The organism is Pedobacter kyungheensis, from assembly GCF_000812965.1.
Lineage (GTDB): Bacteria > Bacteroidota > Bacteroidia > Sphingobacteriales > Sphingobacteriaceae > Pedobacter > Pedobacter kyungheensis.
In genome coordinates, this window is record NZ_JSYN01000003.1 from 181444 (window position 1) to 202093 (window position 20650).

The following is a 20650-nucleotide window of genomic DNA, read 5'->3' on the forward strand; positions in this document are numbered from 1 at the left end:
ATTTCCTCCTTGATTGTCTTCAGATAATCGATTTAATCTGAATGAGCTTCCCCTGCCATTCAGCACTACCGTTCCATAACGGGATTGTTTCCAGGGAACGATAAGGTTCCCCAGAAATTCTTCAGATGTTTTTTTTGCCATCTTCTTTTTAAAAAATTAAGTCAATAAATACCCTTACCCATTTAGTGGTGAAGGGATTAATTATTTTCCAAAAGCATAGCATGACTGGAAACCTCATGGCTCCAAAAGGCGAAGGGAAGAAAAATGAATTAATACTTGTATGCAAAACAACTTTTTATAATTTTGCACGTATTAATATAACAACTCTATTCCTGCCAACCCTATTGGCACGAATGATATCATAAAGGCCTGAGCTGTTTGGTCGCACTCAGGTCTTTAATCAACCACTCCTATCATTCTAAGCAAATTTAAGGTTTCTTAAATACTTAGTATTAACGAGTTATCCACAATAACATCGCTAATCTTTTTAGTTCAATTTGTAAGTTTTAGCCATCTTGCCAATCTTCGCCATAACATCTTTTACTGGCTGTTCAAGCTCCTTTCCCATTTTTAAGTACTCATTAGCATCTTTTTGCCCACTTAAATCCAAAAAAGCAAAATATAACGGTTTGAGAATATCCTTCAAGTTATTAACCGAATCGAAGATTGTAGCAACCTCCTCATATCTACCCCGCAACACCAAAAGCATTATGACATCACTCACCAGCCTTTGATCATTTTCTCCTTCGAAGTCAACATTTCGCTGGTTTTTTATGAAAACTTCGACCGAAGACGAGTAATTGCCATTCCACGCTAGAATAAATGCATTTTTCAGTATAAAATAGGGATTGTGTTCACTGTTATCAATTTCCTCAATCAACCTGGTTGCTTTCTTTTTATTCGGCCTTATCTCGGTATAAAGCATAAGTAAAAAATAATGAAGCAGATTATATTCATATCCACGCCTGTTCCCCTTTACAAACATTTTTCTGGCATCTTCAAGAACCTGCACCTCATCGAAATCCCCCAAAGGATGTTGATCATCATCTTTAGACGCAAATATCTTTGAAAGCCCCTTATAAACCAGAAATTCAGGATCCGAACTAAATTTCTCATCATTCTGTTTAAGTATGGCCAAAGCTTTAATCTTGCTTTCATCTGTATTATTCTTCATCAAATAGAGATCCAGTAAGGGCCAAATAAAAGCATCATCCAGCTTCATTCCCAGAAGAATATATTTTTCGGCCTCTTGGTAGTCTTCTTGCTGAACCAAAAAATCAACAAGCATCCCTATAGATTTAGCATCCTTTTCATCCAGGCGTTCCATATAAAGCGCTTTGGCTTTTTCAACCTTACCCAACGAAATATAGAAGTTCGCCTTGGCTTCAAGCACCCGATCGTCACGAGAATGATCTAAGTTATCCATGCATTTTTGAGCCTTTTCGTGATCCTCTACAAGTTGATAAAAAGTGATTAGTAAAAAAGATTGAGTTTCACTTTCAACTTCCACCCCCTCTACCATACTAAAGGCCCTATCACGGTCTCCAAGAGCTGCGTAATTCCAAGCAAGCAGGATATTCTTGCTCTGATCTGGATTCTCAATCGCATTCAACAGATCGATAGAACCATGAAAATCCTTAACTCTGTAAAGTTCCACAGCTCCAAGTAGCTGCTTACCGGTCAGATCAGGTAGCTCCTTACGCTGCTCTTCAGTTAGAATAGCCGATGTTGCCACATAAAGTTTGTTGAGACTTAAGATATCTAGATGGTTGGAACCGATAAGCGCCTCTGTCAATAAGATTGCTGACTTCGCATGATATTTACCGCTTTTCAGCAATTTGATATGACGTTTTAAAAAAACCTCAAAACCCTTCTCATCCTCATACCATAACTCCAAAAATCTGGTTAACCAGATTACCTTGCGCCGATCTTTACGATCACCATGCCGCATTAAGTACCAAATATTAAAGAAACGTTCCTTTAGCTGGTAAAGATTATTTTTGGTAGAAGTTTCCTTCTTATCAATAACATTATTTTTCTCCAACTGCTGCAACTGAGCCGATATCAATTTGGTAGAAATCGAACGCCCATCGTCACGTAAATGAACAGCAATATCCTTGGTGCTCATCGCATCCCATTGTTTAGCTACCACATCGATGATCCTGCGCTGTTGGACCGGCAAATCCTCTATACGATGTTTATAAAGCGGCGTAACCCGGTCCAGGACCAGCTGCAAATCCGTTAATGCCGACCCATCCTGGTCTGCCAAAACAACCTCATAAACCAACATCAAAGTACGTATTACTCCACCTGTGAGCACAGCAAGCGTCTCCAACTTAGCTTTATTTTTTACAAGATCGATTTTCACATTTCCCTTCTGCGAAAGACTACTTAATAATTCCAGTGTTTCTTCCCTTGTTAAACCGACCAATGGAATTACCCTGAAATGTTTAAACAGTGGCTCGGCATAGTTCTTCTGATCGGTAATAACAATCGCTGAGGCGGCAACAATCCGGATCATATCACAGCTTCCCAAAATCTGCTCAAAGCGTTTCTTTTCCTTTTCTGTTAGATTATCAAGGAAAAGCTGGGTAAAATTATCAAAGAACAGGATAAGCTTCTTTTTACGGGCGGTCAGAATCTCTAAAAGATAGTTAAAACATTTTTCTTCATAATCATCACTATCTAAGAAGAGCTCGGTATGTCCATAATAAAGCCCGTTAGTATCCCAATATTCGTCAAGATACTTTAGCATTTTCTCCCAAAGACCTGACAGCGAAGTTAGATCATAAGACTCCTCATTAAAAAAAATCGGCAAAAGCCAGCTTCTGAGCGATTCGGTATTTTCGATTTCATATTTCAATCGAAGCAAAAGAGTTGTCTTACCCATACCCCGCTGCCCCTGCAAAAGATAATGGCGCTGATCCCCCACCAAATCTTCCTTGGAAATAATTTCAAATATTTCACTGAAAATTTTTGTCCTAACAACAAAAGCATCAATAAGAGAACTTTTGGATTGGCTCGCTGGATTATATAACGTATGTTCTAACATTTTAGCAAAATATTTATTGCCAAATATAATGACAATAAATTTATTGCCAAAACAAATTGACAAAATATTTATTGCCATCATAAAATAATTTCCAAATAAGCACACCCTAACTTCGAATCCAATAGATTTCTACCCGTTCCTAGATTTTACCCTTCCGGTAATTCTCAATATCAGCCAAGACGAATTGATGTTCCAAAATTCCAGGAGATCAGAACAGTTTTAAGTTGATTAATTTATTTATTCAGCGCATAAATGCGGTGAATACAACAATTATCTACCGCATGTTAGAATTTTCGCCGCAATTTTGCGGCGAATAACGCGATCATTCACCACATCAGCAATGAAGAGAGGAAGTTTCCACTTCGATCAGTCTATCTAATCCCCCCTAATCAAATGATGCAGCTTAGAAATCGAGATAAATAGGCTTAATTAACGACCATCAACCTGCGCTAATCTTATCTTCATTTCTGTGCAGAATAAAAATTCCTTTCCTTTCTTGCAGGCTTTCATCTTCCCCAACGCCAGCCTTATCTTCCACTTCCTCTGGATCACCCAGAAGCAGATTTTTATCCGCAGCGATCCGTTTGGACTTATCCACGATTTTCGCATACACCTCCGTATTCTTCAGCACCCGGTGCCCCAGCATTTTAGATACCGTATAAATATCAGTCCCTACCTCGAGCTGCAATGTCGCAAAGGTGTGCCGGAAACTATGGAAAGTGATATTCTTATCAATCCCCGCGTCCGAAAGCCATTTGGTAAAGAATGACTTCAGCCTGCTGTAAACAAGCCCCGGAAAAAGCAACTCTCCTCCAGCCCCTCTATCTCCCAGGTAACTATAAGCCTGATCAGAAATCGGAAGCACCTCTGCGCTTTCGGTCTTCTCCTGTGAAAACTGGATTTCAAAACTCCCAAACCTGCCTCTGATATTGAACCATTTCAACGTCGAAACATCGGACCAGCGAAGCCCTGTTAATCCTGAAAACATAGCCGCACATTTCATCAGTTCAGAATCAGTAGGCGTATTGGCCAACAGCCTAAACTCCTCCATTGTCAAACGTTCTTTATGCGTCTCTTTAGGCCTGATCGGATCTACCATACTGTGCAAATCGATCGGTATCAACCGCTTTCTGTACAGTACCCGCAGCACTGCCCTGAATTTGGCAAAGTAACTCGCTGCCGTATTTCTTTTGATCGGCCTGCCGTACCGCGCTATACCCGGACCACTGAGCAAATAATTCTTAAAATCCTCACAGAGATAATCCGTCAGCTCAGGGAGTATAATCTCCCTGCCACAAAAAGCAATAAAATACCGCAGCGACATTTCCCACTGGTCATGAACACCCTGCCTCCTTTGCCTGGCCACCTGCCGGTACACGTCGATGAAGCTCGCTTCCCTTTCATGTTCCGATACCAGCCCAAAGCGCCTGTTCTGGAGCTCAATCTGCCGCTGGGCACACACGGTATTGGCCGTAATCAATGTCTGCTTATTATGCTTGCGCTGAAAGTCGTTTTCGGGTTTGGTGAAAAGATATAACCTCAGACAGACAAAACGGGTGCTCTTTCCCGTTGCAGGATTTAAAAGTGGTGGATAGTAATCCAAAAAAAGCGTCTGTCTATTGTTCCTGAGCGCTTTCGCTCTAAGTTTTACGTTGGACATATTTAGTTTTATAATTGGTTAGACAGGCATATTCTCAATGCCTTTAAATATTATTTAATCATTTATATTTCCACTGATCAAGATAAATTTGATTCAACGGAATGGGTAGAAGATGGCTGGCCAGCTTCCCATAAGGAATGGTATTTTGTGGAGCCATAAAAATGCTAAAAGCAAATATATTTTCAAAGCAAAACGACCATAAAAACAAACACAAGCAACTGAATAACAAATCATTATTTCTGTAATTATTCAAATTTTACCGTTATTACCATACTGCTTTTCAGCGGTTATTTTCATCCACCGCTCGTTAACCACAGTTCTCCCATTTACCACAATTCTCCAGCCCCGTACTACCGGCTGCTTTCGGGAATGTAGCGGCACTCCTCGAACATTTTATCGATGAAGCTTTTCAGGATGATTGTTTTCTTTGGTGAGGGCCTGATCACGGTTAGCTTGCCTTCCTTAATCAATTTGTAGATGGTAATTTTAGAGCAGCTCAGATATTTAGCTGCCTGCAGTACATTAAAGACCTGGTCTTTGGGATTACTGTTCATAAAATATTTGGTTAAGATTAAAATTTACTCGGTATTACAACGGATTCAGCGCGCATCTTTCGGGATTTTGTCTACCGCCCGTTTCAGATAGTACACGTATTGCCCCACCCGCAATTTGGGCACATTCCGTCTCTTGAAGATGGCGTACAAAAGTCCCCGCTCCTTTCCCAGGAGCTGAACGCATTCTTCTATTGAATAGCAGTCCGATATTCTGATCGGCTTCGAAGCCAGCCGCTGATTGGCTCTGCGTTCTCCATCCAGTGGATCTGCTCTTGGGGCCGACTTCTGTTTATAAAGCCTGTCTACCGCATCCTTTGGGATCAGAATCTCTTTGCCGACTTTGACCTTCTGTATCCCGCTCCGCTGCAGCATGGTATAGACCGCTTCCCTGGATTTTCCAAATAAAGCAATGACCTGGGCGGTGGTATAATAACTCGCAGCGGATTCATCATCCCCCTTTTGTGTTTCAACCGGCTTTTTAGCTACAGTTTTCAGCCACATCTGCTGGTCAAAAAGAGAGAGAAAATCTTCACGTAACACCACAGTTTTGCGCGTGTGTATCTTTGCGGCCTTCAGTGCCCCGCTATTGATCATTCCATAAACCGTTCCCCTGTGCGAGCGAAGCAGCCCGGCAACTTCAGCCACCGACAGCACTTCCCTGTCCAAATGTGAAACCTGGTATTTAAAGCCCCGGGATACAGTTTCAAGATCAGAAGCCTGTACCTTATCCGCTCTGGTTTTGGATTTATAGTACCTGGAATTACATACTTTGCCACAGAACCTCGTCACCGTCTTTTTGGCGATGAAAGTCTGGTTACAGTACTCACATTTCCTTAAAATTTTCAGATTACTGCTCATAAGTTAAGTCACCCATTTCCGTGCTTCATCGTGCTTCCATGTGCTTCTATGTACAGTTAATACTCCACATCGAACATACAATGCACTATCTAGTTTCACTTGCCAAAAAAAGCTACAGAAACGCAACAAAACTATGGGTAACAGGGGCAAATTACAGAAATATCGGAAATAAAAAAATCGCTAATTAGTTAACAATTAGCGATTTACTTGTCGTTTTTAGTCAATAGTCGACTAAATCCATAGGATTACTTGCCGATACAAAACTTAGTAAAAATATTCTCCAGCAAATCATCTGTAGTCACCGTACCGGTAATCTCGCCTAAATAATGTAAGGCTTGTTTAATGTCCATAGCCAGAAAATCAGAAGTAACCGGGTTATCTACATTATCGAGTACGCGCTGTAAAGCATGTTCGGTTTGTTTCAAAGCCTCTACGTGGCGGATATTGGTTACCAGGGTTTCGCTGGTATTGATGTGGTGCAGGTTTACCTGTTCAAGCAAAGTGGTTTTCAGGTCTTCGATACCTTGTTTTTCTTTAGCCGAAATAAATACCACATTCAGGTTTTCGAAGGCCTTGCGTTGCGCTTCGCTCATCAAATCAGCTTTGTTTACGAGAATCAGATATGGAATAGCCAACTGCTCGAGCCCGCGCAACTGTTCTTCGATTTCGGCAATACTTTGGGCGGCATCGGCCATGTAAATAATCAATTTGGCTTGTTTCATTTTTTCGAGCGTACGCTCTACCCCTAATGCCTCAATAATATCAGCTGTATCGCGAATCCCTGCCGTATCAATGAAACGGAAAACCACACCACCAATAGTTAGTTCATCTTCAATGGTATCGCGTGTGGTACCTGCAATGTCAGATACAATAGCGCGCTCTTCATTTAACAATGCATTTAACAAAGTCGATTTACCCACGTTAGGCTTACCGGCAATTACAATCGGAACGCCGTTTTTAATCACATTACCCATCTCGAAAGAAGAAATGAGGCGCTGCAATACATAATTAATTTTGTTAACCAGGTTTTTCAGCTGCTCACGGTTGGCAAATTCGACATCTTCTTCAGCAAAATCGAGTTCGAGCTCTATCATCGAAGCAAAATGGATCAGTTGCTCGCGCAGCCCCTTCAGCTCATTGGCAAAACCGCCTCGCATCTGCTGCATGGCCACATCATGCGAAGCTTTGGAATTAGAAGCAATTAAATCGGCTACGGCTTCGGCCTGACTTAAATCAAAAGCACCGTTTAAGAAAGCGCGTAAGGTAAATTCACCGGGTTTGGCTGCCCTTGCTCCTTTACTAATCAACAGGTTAATAATTTGCTGAATAATATAGTTGGAACCATGACATGAAATTTCAACCACGTTTTCTTTGGTGTACGATTTTGGCGCCACGTATAAACCAGCTACCACTTCGTCGATAATATGGTTACCATCTTTAACCAGGCCAAAATGCAAAGTGTGCGAAGACTGCTTTTCCAGATCTTTACCTGCAAAAACGGCATTGGTAAGTGAAATGGCTTCCGGCCCCGATAAACGGATAACGCCAATGGCGCCCGATCCCGGCGGGGTAGATAATGCGATGATGGTATCCTGATTGTTCATGTGCAATTGTAAAAGCTGCAAAAATAAGCCTAATCCCCGGGTATATGGTGTCCGGGAAGTAATTTTTTTTACAATTCGTTCGGTGGTTCATTCGTCATTGGTTCATTCACAAATTGTCATTGAGAAACCAGGATGGTACGAGCTGAGGTAATCTATTGTTATTGTTTTTTGGTTATTGTTATTTGGTCATTGTTTTTTAGTCATTGCTCTTTGTTTATTGATCATGAGTTCTCAATTTATCTCAATGCAAAACTTAACTAACTTTACCTGATCAAAACATTTTTGATACAATGCTGTTAAACCTCCATCAGATAAGCTATATATGACTAACAATTTACCACTAACCGTTAAACGATCGATAGAATTACTGGGCCTGATGGCCATTGTAGCTGTTATGGTTGTAGGGCGCGACATTATCATGCCCATACTCATGGCCTTTTTCATCAGCATTATGCTCTTGCCGGTTTACCGCTTTTTAAAAAGAAAAAAAATACCCGAATCTCTGGCCATTATTATTTCGATTTTGCTGGTAGCACTTTTTGTTGCGCTTATTGTTTGGTTTTTCTCCAATCAGATTGGTATTCTGGTTAAAGATTTCCCGCAAATTAAGGCCAATGTAACTCAGCATATTAATTCGCTCAGCGACTGGATTAGCCGCATTACCCATTACGATGATAAACAACAAAAAGCCTTTATTCAGGCCAAAAGCGACGATCTGATGAATATGGGTACTTCGCTTGCAGGTGGTGCAGCTGTGACACTTAGCGGTATTTTCGTATTTATCGGCCTGTTACCGATCTACATTTACCTCATGTTGTTTTACAAAGATATTTTGCTCCGTTTTATTTTCATGTGGTTTAAAACAGACGATCATCCAAAGGTTAAAGAAGCCATTTACGAAACGGAATCAATCATTAAAAGTTACCTGATTGGTTTGCTCATTCAGATCACCTACATGACCATTTTATTGGGTGGAATATTAATGTTAATCGGCATTAAACACGCCCTGCTAATTGGGGTTATTTTTGCTATCTTAAACCTTATCCCCTATGTAGGCGCTTTAATTGGCAATATTATCGGGGTATTGTTAACACTTACTTCCTCACAAGAGTTGTGGCCAGTAATTACTGTATTGGGCGTAATTGCATTTGTACAGTTTTTAGATAATAATATCCTGATGCCACGCATTGTGGGCTCTAAAGTAAAGATCAATGCTTTATTTGCCATTTTAGGCGTGTTTATAGGCGGCAGCATTGCCGGGGTATCGGGTATGTTCCTCGCTTTACCTATTGTAGCTGTGCTGAAAATTATCTTCGATCGTACTGAATCGTTTAAACAATGGGGTGTTTTACTCGGCGATGAAAGGCCAGCCAAAAGCCCTATGTCTTTCCCCGCGTTCAGGAAAAGGAAACCTGTGGCTACGAAATCGGGGTTGGAAGGGAAATAGTCCATAGTCCATAGTCCATAGTCCATAGTCCATAGTCCATAGTCCATAGTCCATAGTATGGAAAAGAAAAAGCATCGCAGGTTTAACCTGGCGATGCTTTTTTATTTATTGTTATGCAGAACACGAAGAAGAATCTATTAACATTTGAACCAAAAAGAATAGAGCTTTTCTTCTCAAATCTCACATCTACCCTCTTCCATTTTACATCTTGATGCTATAAACGCGTTTTCAAAATATCGTAAGCAAATCTCAAAATTGTTCCGAAAACCACGATTAAAAAGAACACCCTTACAAATTTATTCCCCTTCAATAAGGCCAGTTTTGTACCGAAAAAAAGCACCACTGAGATTAAAAACAGCCATGGGTATGGCGTACTGAAACAAAATGTGACCGGTAGAACTAAAATAAAGAATAGCAGCCAGATTGGTGGCGATGTTTACGATTTTGGCATGTGCACTGGCGCCAATAAAATCGAAACCCAGTACAGCAATGAAAACCAGAATCAGAAAAGAACCTGTACCCGGACCAATTAAGCCATCATAAAAACCAATAATCAGTCCGAATATACCTGCCAGTAAAACTTGCTTTACCACCGCATGTGTTTTCTCCTGATGAATACCAAATTGTTTATTTAAATAAGTGTATAGGGCCACAAAAATCAATACGACCAGAATAATGGGTTTAATAACCGAATTATCAATCCGGCTAACCAGATAGGCGCCTAAAAGTGCAGCAAAAAAGGCGGTTACCGCACAAGCGGCAAGCACCCGGTAATTAAATTTAACCTGCCTGGCATATTTAAAAGCAGCAAGCGTGGTGCCTGCCATCGATAGGATTTTGGTTGTACCTAAAAGTGTAGCAACAGGGTAGTTAGGTAAAATAAGTAAAATGGCGGGAGTTTGTAATAAACCACCGCCACCTACAATAGCATCTATAAATCCGGCTGCAAAAGCAACCGTGCAAAGTAAAATCAATTCAGTTGCCATCTGCTAACGTGTCTGTCCTTGCCCATCTTACCCCTTCCATTTTACATGTTGCAAATTGTAACCCTACATCCTTTCCGGAGAGGTGATACCCAGAATCAACATTCCGGCATAAATAATATCGGCAGTTTTTTTGCAAAGGTTCAAGCGAAATTGTTTTTCTGCCCCTTCTTCCATTTTAAGAATATGCGGAACCTCGTGATAAAACTTATTGAACAATTTGGCTAATTCATATAAATAATTGGCTAAACTCGCCGGACTGTAAGCTTTAGCTGCAATGGCAATTTCGCCCGGATATTTAGCCAGCAACAACATCATTTCCAGTTCTACAGGCAAAATTTCAGCCGGTTTTGTTGCCGTTAGCTCATAGTTAGCCTTCGCCAGTAAAGATTTAATCCTGGCGTGGGTATACTGAATAAACGGACCAGTGTTACCTTGAAAATCGATGCTCTCTGCCGGATTAAACAACAAACGTTTTTTAGGCTCTACCTTCAATAAGAAATATTTTAAAGCACCCAAACCAATGTTTTTGTAAAGCTCGTCTTTATCTTCCTGCGGGAAATCGTTGGTTTTACCCAATTCTTCAGTTTTTTCGCGCGCTGTGGTTACCATGCTTTCAATCAGCTCATCGGCATCTACAACAGTTCCCTCACGGCTTTTCATCTTTCCGTTCGGTAAATCTACCATCCCGTATGATAAGTGATATAAACCTTTCGCCCAGCTTTTACCCAGTTTCTCTAAAATAAGGAACAATACCTTAAAATGGTAATCCTGTTCGTTACCTACCACATAAATCGACTCATCCATATTGAAATCGTCGTGTTTCATTTCGGCAGTACCTAAATCCTGGGTAATGTAAACTGAAGTACCATCGGCACGTAATACCAGTTTCTGGTCCAGGCCATCGGCCGTTAAGTCAATCCACACCGAGCCATCTTCCTTTTTAAAGAAAACGCCCTTGGCTAAACCTTCATCAACGGTACCTTTTCCTAATAGATAAGTATTGCTTTCGTAGTAAAATTTATCAAAATCTACACCCAGGTTTTTATAGGTAATATTAAAACCGGCATAAACCCATTCGTTCATGGTTTTCCAAAGTGAAACCACTTCCTCATCGCCCTGCTCCCACTTTAAAAGCATTTGTTGTGCTTTCTTCATTAAAAAAGTTTGACTTTTAATTTCGTCCGTTATATCTTCTTTAAGTTTTAAAATAGCTTCTTCTAGATCAATAAATGGCTTTAAGAAATAGTCAATATCCCTTTTATTTTTCTCCTTTTGCTTATCAGAAAAATGAGCATACTCAATTTCATCAAAACATTTTGAAACATTTTTCCATAATTTATTACCATCGGTAGCTTCCTCAACAAATATTTCTGCCCTAAATCCGAAATCTTCTAATGAATTTTTATCAGCATTAAAATTTAAAGTTCCCTTTTTCAATTCGAGCTCTTTATATTTTATGATTTTGGAAATTATACTCTCTTTATCCTTGCTATTAAAGAATATATCATAATCGTTTTTAACTATAACATTCTCAAAAATGTTTGAAACTTCCTCCTTTAATTTTTTCTCAAAAAGGACATAATAGTTCCCTACCAATTTATCGCCTTTTAAGCCAGTGTTTTCAGGAGTTTCACCATTGCCCCACTCTTGCCAGGCCAGCATCGATTTGCAAATGTGAATACCACGGTCGTTAACCAGGTTCACCTTTACTACATCGTAACCATAGGCTTTAAGCAATTCTGAAACCGAATAACCCAATAAGTTATTACGCACGTGCCCCAGGTGAAGCGGTTTGTTGGTATTGGGCGATGAATATTCGACCATTACCTTTTTACCGTTTGATGGGTACAATCCAAAATCAGGCGCTAAAACTTCTTCGTTAAACTGCTTTAAGAAATAACTTTCGGCAATGCTGAGGTTCAAAAAGCCTTTAACAACGTTAAATTTGGTAATATCCTCTACATGGGCCACTAAATATTCGCCAATTTCGGTTGCCGTTTGCTCAGGCGATTTTTTAGAGATTTTAGTAATCGGAAAAACTACAATGGTTGCCTGACCTTCAAATTCTTTACGGGTTTCCTGTATATTGATTACACTTTCAGCTACTTCTTCTTTATAAAGCTCCAAAATAGCTTGCTGTGTCTCGGTAATAATAAAATTCATGGCGTAAAAATAGCGATTAAAGCGGAAAGGGCAAAGCAGAAAGACTAAAGCCAGCTAACCAATACCTAAAATAATAATGGTTTTCAGTTTGAAAAGGTTCAGTTGTGCCGGTCGGTTATTTCAGTCCTCCTTTACGCTGTAGTCCCGATTATTTCGATGAAAAATCGAAAATCGGGAGCTGCCGCTTCAATGAGGTTTATTGTTGTCGGTGCTGTGCAATAAAAAAGGCCGCAAGCGAGAGCCCTGCTCAAATCTGGCATCTCAATTCTCATATCTGATTTTTTCTGATAGCTTTGTAACAACTAATTTATTTATGAGCGAGCAGAATCTAAACTTTAAAGTGAATGTAAACACCGAAATCGGCAGGTTGCGTAAATTATTAATTCATAGTCCCGATAGTGGTTTGGGTAAAGTGGTACCTTCAAAAGCGCAGGACTGGCTTTTCGAAGATATTGTACATTTAGATACCATCCGCAAGGGCGAATACGATTATTACATCAAACTGCTGATGTATTTTTTAGATCCCGGCAAGATAAAAGGCAAACTGGCCGAAATTGATTCGGAAGCTGCCAACAGAAATTTCTATAAACCCAACCATCCCGATTTTCACAACTCGACTGCTGTAATCGAAATCCAGAATTTATTGAGCGAAATGCTGGAGGATGAATCCATCCGGAAAAAACTCGTTGCCGCAGTTTGTGCCATTGAGGGCTGTACCTATAAAGTGCAAACCGCGCTAACCAATACGCCTGCTAAAGAACTGGCCGAGATTTTTATTTCGGGCACCCTGGCCAACGATACCATGATTTTTGCGCCAATTCCCAACCTGATTTTTACGCGCGATGTGGGCACTACCATTAACAACCACATCCTGTTAAATAAACCGGCAAAAAAGGCCCGCGTACGCGAAACGCTTTTAATGCGCTATATTTTCTTTAATCACCCGCTGTTTGAAAGCTACCGCAATAACATCCTCGAAATTCCGGATGTAACCATGCATTTTTTACGCCCTGGCGATGAACCTGCTTTCAGCACTACGCTTGAAGGTGGCGACGTGATGATGGTTAGCCCCAACCATGTATTAATTGGCTGTAGCGAACGTACATCAGAACATGGAGCCAATGAAGCCATTAAACTCTTGTTTGAGCAGAACGTGGTAGAAAAAGTAACCGTAGTAAAAATACCGAGTAAGCGCGATTATATGCACCTGGATACCGTTTTTACACAGATTAAACGCAATACCTGGGTAATTTTAAATTCAATTGCACACTCGCCAAAATACAATCCTTACGAGCCAATCAACTTCTTAAAAGAGCCCGAGAAGCTTGAAGCTACTACTGCTATTCAGTTTACCAAAGCCAACCCGCAAGAGCCAAAGCATTTCGAGCATGTAGAAGCTTTGCTGAACGATATTAGTCAGAACGATTTAAAGAGTACCGAACCCACAAAGATTATTTACAGCGGCAACAATACTTTCCCTTACGATTCGAGGGAACAATGGACCGATTCTTGTAACTTACTGGCCATTAAAGAAGGGGTAGTTTTGGGTTACGACAGGAACGATAAAACTGTTGAGGCTTTTAAAGCAGCTGGTTTTAATGTGGTTGATGTAAAAGATTTAATCCAGGATCTGGAAAGTGGCAAGGTAAATACCGAAACCATTACCGATACTTTAATTTTAATGCCATCAGCAGAACTTTCGCGGGCACGTGGCGGTTTCCACTGCATGAGTTTACCTGTTTTAAGAGATAATTTGTAAAATGTAAGATGGTAAATGGATGATGAGCAATCGCCCGGAACAATTAACCAATTAACCAGTTTAAACAATTAACCCAAAAATGCAAACCACCAGCCATATCCTCATGATCCGCCCGGTCGACTTTAAGTTTAACGAGCAAACCGCCGCGAACAATAAATTTCAGGTAGCATCCGAAACGCAGGGTGTACAGGCGCAAGCCTTAAAAGAGTTTGATGGCTTTGTTGAGCTGTTGAGACAAAACGATGTGGATGTTACTGTAGTTGACGATACCTTACAGCCAGAAACTCCTGATTCTATTTTCCCTAACAACTGGGTTTCTTTTCACGAAGATGGCTCAGTTTACCTCTACCCCATGTTTTCTGAAAATCGCCGTTTAGAGCGCAGAAAAGAAATATTGGATGGGCTGAATACCCGTTTTGAAGTAAACCATGTAAGCGACCTGAGCTTTTACGAAATGCAGCATGCTTTTTTAGAAGGCACAGGCAGTATGGTGTTAGATCGCGCCAATAAAATTGCTTATGCTTGTTTAAGCGTGCGTACAGATGAAGAAGTTTTAGATAACTTTTGCATGCTTACTGGTTATGAACCCGTGGCTTTCCAGGCAGTAGATAGCGATAACTTCCCGATTTACCACACCAACGTGATGATGTGCATTGGCGATCGTTTTGCAGTAATCTGTCTCGATTCCATCCGCAACCCGGAAGAGCGGCTACAGGTAAGCATCAGTTTAAAAGGCAGCGGAAAAGAGATTATCGAAATCAGCCTGGGGCAAATGAATAAATTTGCAGGCAATATGTTGCAGGTTGCTAATGCTGCCGGCGAAAATTTGCTGGTGATGTCAGAGCAGGCTTATTTATCCTTAAACCCTGAGCAAGTTGCGGCACTGGACCAATACAGCCGCATCATTTACGCACCACTTTACACAATCGAAAAAAATGGCGGAGGCAGTGCCAGGTGTATGCTGGCTGAGATCCATTTACCAGAGAAGTAAAAACCAAACAGACTATTCCTAAAAGTTTTATTACTTTCGCCGAAAATTTCGAATCAGATGTCTTTACTACAACAATTAAAAACCCGATCGGGAAATAAATGCGAATTATGCACAGCCGAAATCAATTTATCGGTATACGAAGTGCCGCCAACCAGTAATGCCAATGGCGATAACAGCATTTTAGTTTGTAAAACCTGTTTAGACCAGATTGAAAAAAGCGAGCAGCTTGATGCCGCTCACTGGAGAATTTTAACAGAAACCATGTGGTCGGAATTTGCACCTGTTCAGGTAGTAGCCTGGCGCATGTTAAGCCGCCTGAGAAATGAAGGTTGGGCTGCAGATAGTCTGGATATTTTATACCTTGACGATGAAACTTTAGAATGGGCTAAAAAAACCGGCGACCATGAGCAGGAAGGCACAGTAGAATTTCATCAGGATAGCAATGGTGCCCGTTTATTTGAGGGCGATACCGTAGTTTTGGTTAAAACGCTTGATGTTAAAGGCTCCACACTCAGTGCCAAACTCGGTACAGTAGTAAAAAACATTCGTTTAGTGCAGGATAATACCGAGCAGATTGAGGGTAAAGTAGAAGGACAAACCATAGTGATTTTAACAAAATATTTAAGGAAAGGTTAACTTACCTATCATATCTCATTAGTGCTGGCGCGCGTTTCTAACGCGTGCCTAAATTGCCTAACGACTGTATCGTTATAAACCATATGCCACAATTTGATTCGCAGCTGTGAACCATGGTGTTTTTGCCACGGAAACACTGAACACACAGAAAAACCTTCGCATAAAGGTACTCTCTATTAAACCCCAAATAGCAATACGGTTTCTGCCACCTAAACCTGATCGTAACGGACACGAGTGCAACGAATAAAGTGGAGAGCAGGAACAACCCTAACCTATAAAAAACAGGAACCTGCTTTCCTAAACACAAAATAAATCAACCATTTATATAACTAAATTACAATTAGTTAAATAAAAAAAATCGCTCTGTTTTTTTAAAACGCTGACGCACGTTTCTAACGCGTGCTTAAATAGCTTAACGATTGTATCGTTATAAACCATATCCCACACTTTGGTTTGCAGCTGTTAACCATGGATTTTTTGCCACGGAAACACTGAACACACGGAAAACTTTCACATTAAAGCACCTCGCTATAAAACCCTAAATAGCAGTACGGTCCCTAAATGGCCTAACGATTGTATCGTTACAAAGACATTTGCCCACCAGCAACTACAATCTCCCTCAATCCGTTTCTCTACAGTAAAAATATTATCAATACCGTTTATTTCTCAATTTAAAATTACATTTTTGCAAAAATTATTTAAAAGTAAATGCAGAGTTACTCAGAATTTCTCGATCTAAGCGTTGGCTTTCCACAGGATGGCTTTGATGTGATAGATGATGAATTATATTTTCAGGATTTAAACCTGATGGAAATGATCGAAACTTACGGTACTCCCCTACGTTTCACGTACTTACCCATGGTGAGTAAGAAAATTCAACAGGCGAAGATTCTTTTCCAGACTGCCATTTTAAAAAACAACTACCGTGGCGATTATAAATATTGCTATTGTACCAAAAGCTCGCACTTCAGACACATTGTAGAAGAAGCGCTGAAGAACAACATCCACCTGGAAACTTCTTCGGCTTTTGATATGCCTATGGTTGATGCACTGGAGAAAAAAGGTGCTTTAACTAAAGATACCACCATTATCTGTAACGGGTTTAAAACTTACCAGTACAAACAGTATATCATCGATATGCTGCACGATGGTTACACCAATATTATTCCGGTTTTAGATAACAAAGAGGAATTTAACCTTTTTGATGATGAGGTAGATATCGATACACCTTGTAACCTGGGTATCCGTATCGCTGCTGAGGAGCAACCAGATTCGCAGTTCTATACCTCGCGTTTAGGTGTGCGTATGGAAGATGTAATTGAGTTTTACAATAACAAAATTGTACACAATCCTAATTTTAGGGTAAAACTATTACACTTCTTCATCAATTCAGGTATTACCGATTCGCCATACTACTGGAACGAGTTAGAGAAATATGTAACCCTTTATTGCAAATTCAAGAAAATCAACCCTGATCTGGATACCCTTGATATTGGTGGTGGTATGCCATTTAAAGATTCGCTGGTTTTCGATTTCGATTACGAGTACATGGTAAACGAAATTGTAAAAAGGATTAAAGAAATCTGCGCCATTCATGAAGTAATGGAACCAGATATCATTACCGAATTTGGTAAATATACTGTTGCTGAAGCTTCGGGTATTTTATATAAAGTTTTGGGCCGTAAACAACAAAACGACCGCGAACGCTGGTTAATGCTGGATGGTTCTTTCATTACCAACTTACCTGATGTTTGGGCATTGAACCAAAAATATATCTTATTACCAATTAACAACTGGGATGCTGAATACGAACGTGTTAACTTAGGTGGTATTACCTGCGATGGACAGGATTACTATAATCAGGAAGCACACATGAACAGTGTATTTATGCCTAAAACCCGTAAAGTACAGTATTTGGGCTTCTTCCATACCGGAGCATACCAGGAAGTACTGAGTGGATATGGCGGTATACACCATTGCTTGTTGCCTAGTCCGAAACATGTATTGATTCGCAGAAACCGCGATGAAAGTTTCAACTTTGAAGTTTTTGGCGAAGAACAGAACAGTAAGCAAGTATTGAAGATACTGGGTTACTAATTCAGTTTTCAGTTCGCAGTTTTCAGCTTGGAAACAGCTAAAATATAAAGTTATATATCGATTTTATAAGTGCCCCGTTTTTTTAAAACGGGGTATTTTTTTTTATATTCGGTTATGGCAAAAGAACAGGTTAAATTATTCGATAGGATCATTTCTACAGATGGTTTGATGGGCGGAAAACCCACAATACGTGGGTTAAGATTCCCAGTTTCTGACGTACTAGAATTATTGGCAAGTGGCATGAGTGAAGAACAAATACTAGAAGAACATCCTATTCTTGATAAAGAAGATATCAGATCGGCTTTGCTATACTCTGCTCAGAAAGTTAACGAAGATTTTTCATCGTAAAGTTTATAAAATCTCTTTCTATAAACTTTCCACAACTGGCAAAAGCCAAGAACAAGTTTCTTATTTTTACAGTACATAATACTTTGGCTGAACGAGCCAGTGTATTTTCCCTTAAACCTTTTGCCTTACACCTAAAACCTTAAAATATGAAATTCGGCCAAGTAGAAGACCCCTCGATAATAGATTTTAAACTCCCTGCTGATGCGCCCGAAACCGCAGCAGTTTTGGCAGCCAATAAACCCAAACAGGCTTTCAAAGCTTCTGTAGGCTGTGCCAAATGGAACAAGGCCGATTTAAAAGGCTTTTACCCAAAAGGTACCAAAGATGAGTTAACGTACTATGCTACGCAGTTTAATTCAATTGAACTCAATGCAACTTTTTACGGTATGCCATCTAGCGAGCAAGTAATCACCTGGACACAAAAAACGCCTGCGGATTTTAAATTCTTTCCTAAATTAACCAATACCATTAGTCACTTTAAAAGGCTGATTAACGTAAAAGAACCTGTAGAACAGTTTTGCGATGCCATTAGTAATTTTGAAGATAAACTGGGCATGGCTTTTCTGCAATTACACGATAATTTTAAACCTAAGGATTTTGAAAGGCTTAAAACCGTAATTACCGAGTTTCCGAAAGTAATTCCTTTGGGTGTAGAAGTACGCAACGAAGAATGGTTCTCAAACCAGTCTATTGCCAGCCAGTTTGCCCAATTGTTTGCAGAAAATGGTGTGGCCAATATTATTGTCGATACCGCCGGACGCCGCGATATGCTGCACATGCGCCTAACTACCCCAACTGCTTTTGTACGTTATGTAGGTGCCAATCACGAAAGCGATTATACCCGTTTAGATGAATGGGTAGAAAGAATTGTGCAATGGAAAGCACAAGGACTGGAAAACCTGTATTTCTTTGTACACCAGAATGTAGAGCTGGCCTCGCCCCTGTTATCGGCCTACTTTATCGAAAAATTAAACAAAGCCATCGGAACTGATTTAAAAATCCCGGTACTGGCTACCACTACCCCTACATTGTTTTAAACTTACCGTTAGTCGGGATTTTTAATCCCGACTTGCATAAACGCTGGATTTTTAATCCACCAATGGTTTGTGTAACCACGAACCATTTTCTTTCCTATAAACGCATTGTGTTTAAACCCTCCTGTAAACCGTTTCTGTAGCTTTAGCATCTTCCCCTTCAGGCGAAACATTATAGGCTGTCAGCACAAATTCATCAGCACTGTTTATTGCTAAAACTGTACGCCAGCCCCATAACTGTTCTCCATATTCCGGACTGCCATATTCGCCAAAAACAGCAAAGCCATTTCCGGTTGCCTCGCCCCCAGAAAGCATAATCTGTGTGCCCATATGGAAACTATCTACCCAGCTTACCCTGAACTTTTGGTAAGGAATATCGAAACCAATAATCATTTTACCTTCAAAAGGCTTTCCTTCTAAGCTTCCCTGATAATCAAAAGAGATAAAACGGGCACCCAAAATGGAAGTAATCTCACCTTCAGATGGCGATTCATCTGCCAGGATATCTTTTTCAAACCAGGTTCTGGTACTGCCTTGCCAGCGGCCCACCAGTTTTTGTAATTGTTGATGAGCACCATCCGCTAAAGATTGCTCGAATTTACTTTTCGCCATATCCAAACTTATAAAATAAATTTTCAAAAAATAGATTAGGACTAAAAGACTAAAACAAGTGAAACGAAAGTGATTTATTTTATCGAATTTTAATTTTAAATTAAAGCTTTCCACGTTGAGATTAGACTGCACAAGGTCTGGAAACAATAATTCACAAAAAACAGCAATTAAACCAATCAAATAAATGACAAATTACGAGCTCGAAAACGAACTAAAACCTAACCTAAGCACAGGCGAAAAATTAATATGGGCAGGAAAACCTAAAACAGGAATTTTATTTAGAACTTCAGACGCATTCTTAGTCCCCTTCAGCTTACTTTGGGGAGGCTTTGCAGTATTCTGGGAAACAGGTGTAATTACTACTGATGCTCCATTTTTCTTTAAGCTTTGGGGTATTCCATTTGTTATAATGGGTCTGTACATCACTGTCGGGAGATTTTTCATCGACGCAAAAAAGAGAGCAAATACCGTTTACGGAATTACTTCGGACAGAATTATTATTAAGACCGGAATATTTAGCAGAGAAATCAAGTCATTAAACATCAGAACGTTATCTGACATCACAATTAATCAAAAATCTGATAATAGCGGAACAATTGCACTAGGACCAACTGATTTTAGAAATACAATGATGCAGGGAATAGAATGGCCGGGTGTAAAACAACCAGCGGCCCTTGAATTTATTGAAGATGTAAAAAATGTTTACGACCAAATAATCAACCTCCAACGACAGAAATAATAGCTCAATAACCAGCATTCAATGGTTGTAAGAAATCATTTGAAAAAACCAACAAAATGAGCATTAATGACGGGTGGAATTATGAACAGAAAACTGTAAATTGTTGAAAG

The 20650-nt window shown here is 40.0% G+C and carries 16 protein-coding genes; 8 read left to right on the plus strand and 8 right to left on the minus strand.

Annotation, left to right across the window (positions count from 1 at the left end):
* Window positions 1-487: 487 nt before the first annotated feature.
* The 5 genes from OC25_RS26710 to mnmE all read right to left on the minus strand — a co-directional run bounded on the left by OC25_RS26710 (window position 488) and on the right by mnmE (window position 7728).
* Complete coding sequence (locus OC25_RS26710; protein WP_052265942.1) at window positions 488-3133, minus strand: hypothetical protein; 2646 nt, start codon at window positions 3131-3133, stop codon at window positions 488-490.
* A 358-nt stretch (window positions 3134-3491) separates the two neighbouring features.
* On the minus strand, window positions 3492-4712 hold the full coding sequence (locus OC25_RS03960; RefSeq protein WP_052265943.1) for a tyrosine-type recombinase/integrase: 1221 nt from the start codon (window positions 4710-4712) through the stop codon (window positions 3492-3494).
* A 350-nt stretch (window positions 4713-5062) separates the two neighbouring features.
* Window positions 5063-5266 (minus strand): excisionase family DNA-binding protein, encoded by a 204-nt coding sequence (locus OC25_RS03965; protein WP_039471982.1) that lies wholly within the window; start codon window positions 5264-5266, stop codon window positions 5063-5065.
* Window positions 5267-5311: 45 nt separating this feature from the next.
* Entirely contained in the window at window positions 5312-6124 is an 813-nt protein-coding gene (locus tag OC25_RS26715; RefSeq protein WP_052265944.1) for a helix-turn-helix domain-containing protein, read from the minus strand.
* Between the two features lie 245 nt (window positions 6125-6369).
* Window positions 6370-7728 (minus strand): tRNA uridine-5-carboxymethylaminomethyl(34) synthesis GTPase MnmE, encoded by a 1359-nt coding sequence (gene mnmE, locus OC25_RS03975; RefSeq protein WP_039471983.1) that lies wholly within the window; start codon window positions 7726-7728, stop codon window positions 6370-6372.
* A 322-nt stretch (window positions 7729-8050) separates the two neighbouring features.
* Here mnmE and OC25_RS03980 point away from each other — a divergent pair, with 322 nt between their 5' ends.
* Window positions 8051-9175, plus strand: a complete 1125-nt coding sequence (locus OC25_RS03980; RefSeq protein ID WP_039471985.1) for an AI-2E family transporter — start codon at window positions 8051-8053, stop codon at window positions 9173-9175.
* A gap of 296 nt (window positions 9176-9471) precedes the next feature.
* Here the strand turns inward: OC25_RS03980 and OC25_RS03985 are convergent, their stop codons facing one another.
* Window positions 9472-10161 carry a sulfite exporter TauE/SafE family protein gene (locus tag OC25_RS03985; RefSeq protein ID WP_209435561.1) on the minus strand — a complete coding sequence of 230 codons (690 nt, stop codon included), beginning with the start codon at window positions 10159-10161 and terminating at the stop codon, window positions 9472-9474.
* Between the two features lie 63 nt (window positions 10162-10224).
* Entirely contained in the window at window positions 10225-12324 is a 2100-nt protein-coding gene (gene argS, locus OC25_RS03990; RefSeq protein ID WP_039471986.1) for an arginine--tRNA ligase, read from the minus strand.
* A 313-nt stretch (window positions 12325-12637) separates the two neighbouring features.
* Here argS and OC25_RS03995 point away from each other — a divergent pair, with 313 nt between their 5' ends.
* The 6 genes from OC25_RS03995 to OC25_RS04020 all read left to right on the plus strand — a co-directional run bounded on the left by OC25_RS03995 (window position 12638) and on the right by OC25_RS04020 (window position 19192).
* Entirely contained in the window at window positions 12638-14083 is a 1446-nt protein-coding gene (locus OC25_RS03995) for an arginine deiminase family protein (protein ID WP_039471987.1), read from the plus strand.
* Window positions 14084-14162: 79 nt separating this feature from the next.
* Window positions 14163-15074 (plus strand): citrulline utilization hydrolase CtlX, encoded by a 912-nt coding sequence (ctlX, locus tag OC25_RS04000; protein ID WP_039471990.1) that lies wholly within the window; start codon window positions 14163-14165, stop codon window positions 15072-15074.
* 57 nt (window positions 15075-15131) lie between these two features.
* On the plus strand, window positions 15132-15710 hold the full coding sequence (locus OC25_RS04005) for a PhnA domain-containing protein (protein ID WP_039471991.1): 579 nt from the start codon (window positions 15132-15134) through the stop codon (window positions 15708-15710).
* Between the two features lie 708 nt (window positions 15711-16418).
* A complete protein-coding gene (locus OC25_RS04010) occupies window positions 16419-17807 on the plus strand; it encodes an arginine decarboxylase (protein WP_039471992.1) in 1389 nt (462 codons plus the stop codon).
* Between the two features lie 114 nt (window positions 17808-17921).
* Window positions 17922-18155, plus strand: coding sequence for a DUF433 domain-containing protein (locus tag OC25_RS04015; RefSeq protein WP_082018503.1), 234 nt, complete (start codon window positions 17922-17924; stop codon window positions 18153-18155).
* A 146-nt stretch (window positions 18156-18301) separates the two neighbouring features.
* Window positions 18302-19192: a DUF72 domain-containing protein gene (locus OC25_RS04020; RefSeq protein ID WP_039471993.1), complete on the plus strand. Its 891-nt coding sequence runs from the start codon at window positions 18302-18304 to the stop codon at window positions 19190-19192.
* Window positions 19193-19303: 111 nt separating this feature from the next.
* On the opposite strand, the gene OC25_RS04025 is transcribed toward OC25_RS04020, so the two are convergent.
* Window positions 19304-19801 (minus strand): DUF1579 domain-containing protein, encoded by a 498-nt coding sequence (locus OC25_RS04025; protein WP_039471994.1) that lies wholly within the window; start codon window positions 19799-19801, stop codon window positions 19304-19306.
* Between the two features lie 184 nt (window positions 19802-19985).
* Here OC25_RS04025 and OC25_RS04030 point away from each other — a divergent pair, with 184 nt between their 5' ends.
* Complete coding sequence (locus OC25_RS04030; RefSeq protein ID WP_039471995.1) at window positions 19986-20540, plus strand: PH domain-containing protein; 555 nt, start codon at window positions 19986-19988, stop codon at window positions 20538-20540.
* Window positions 20541-20650: the final 110 nt, after the last annotated feature.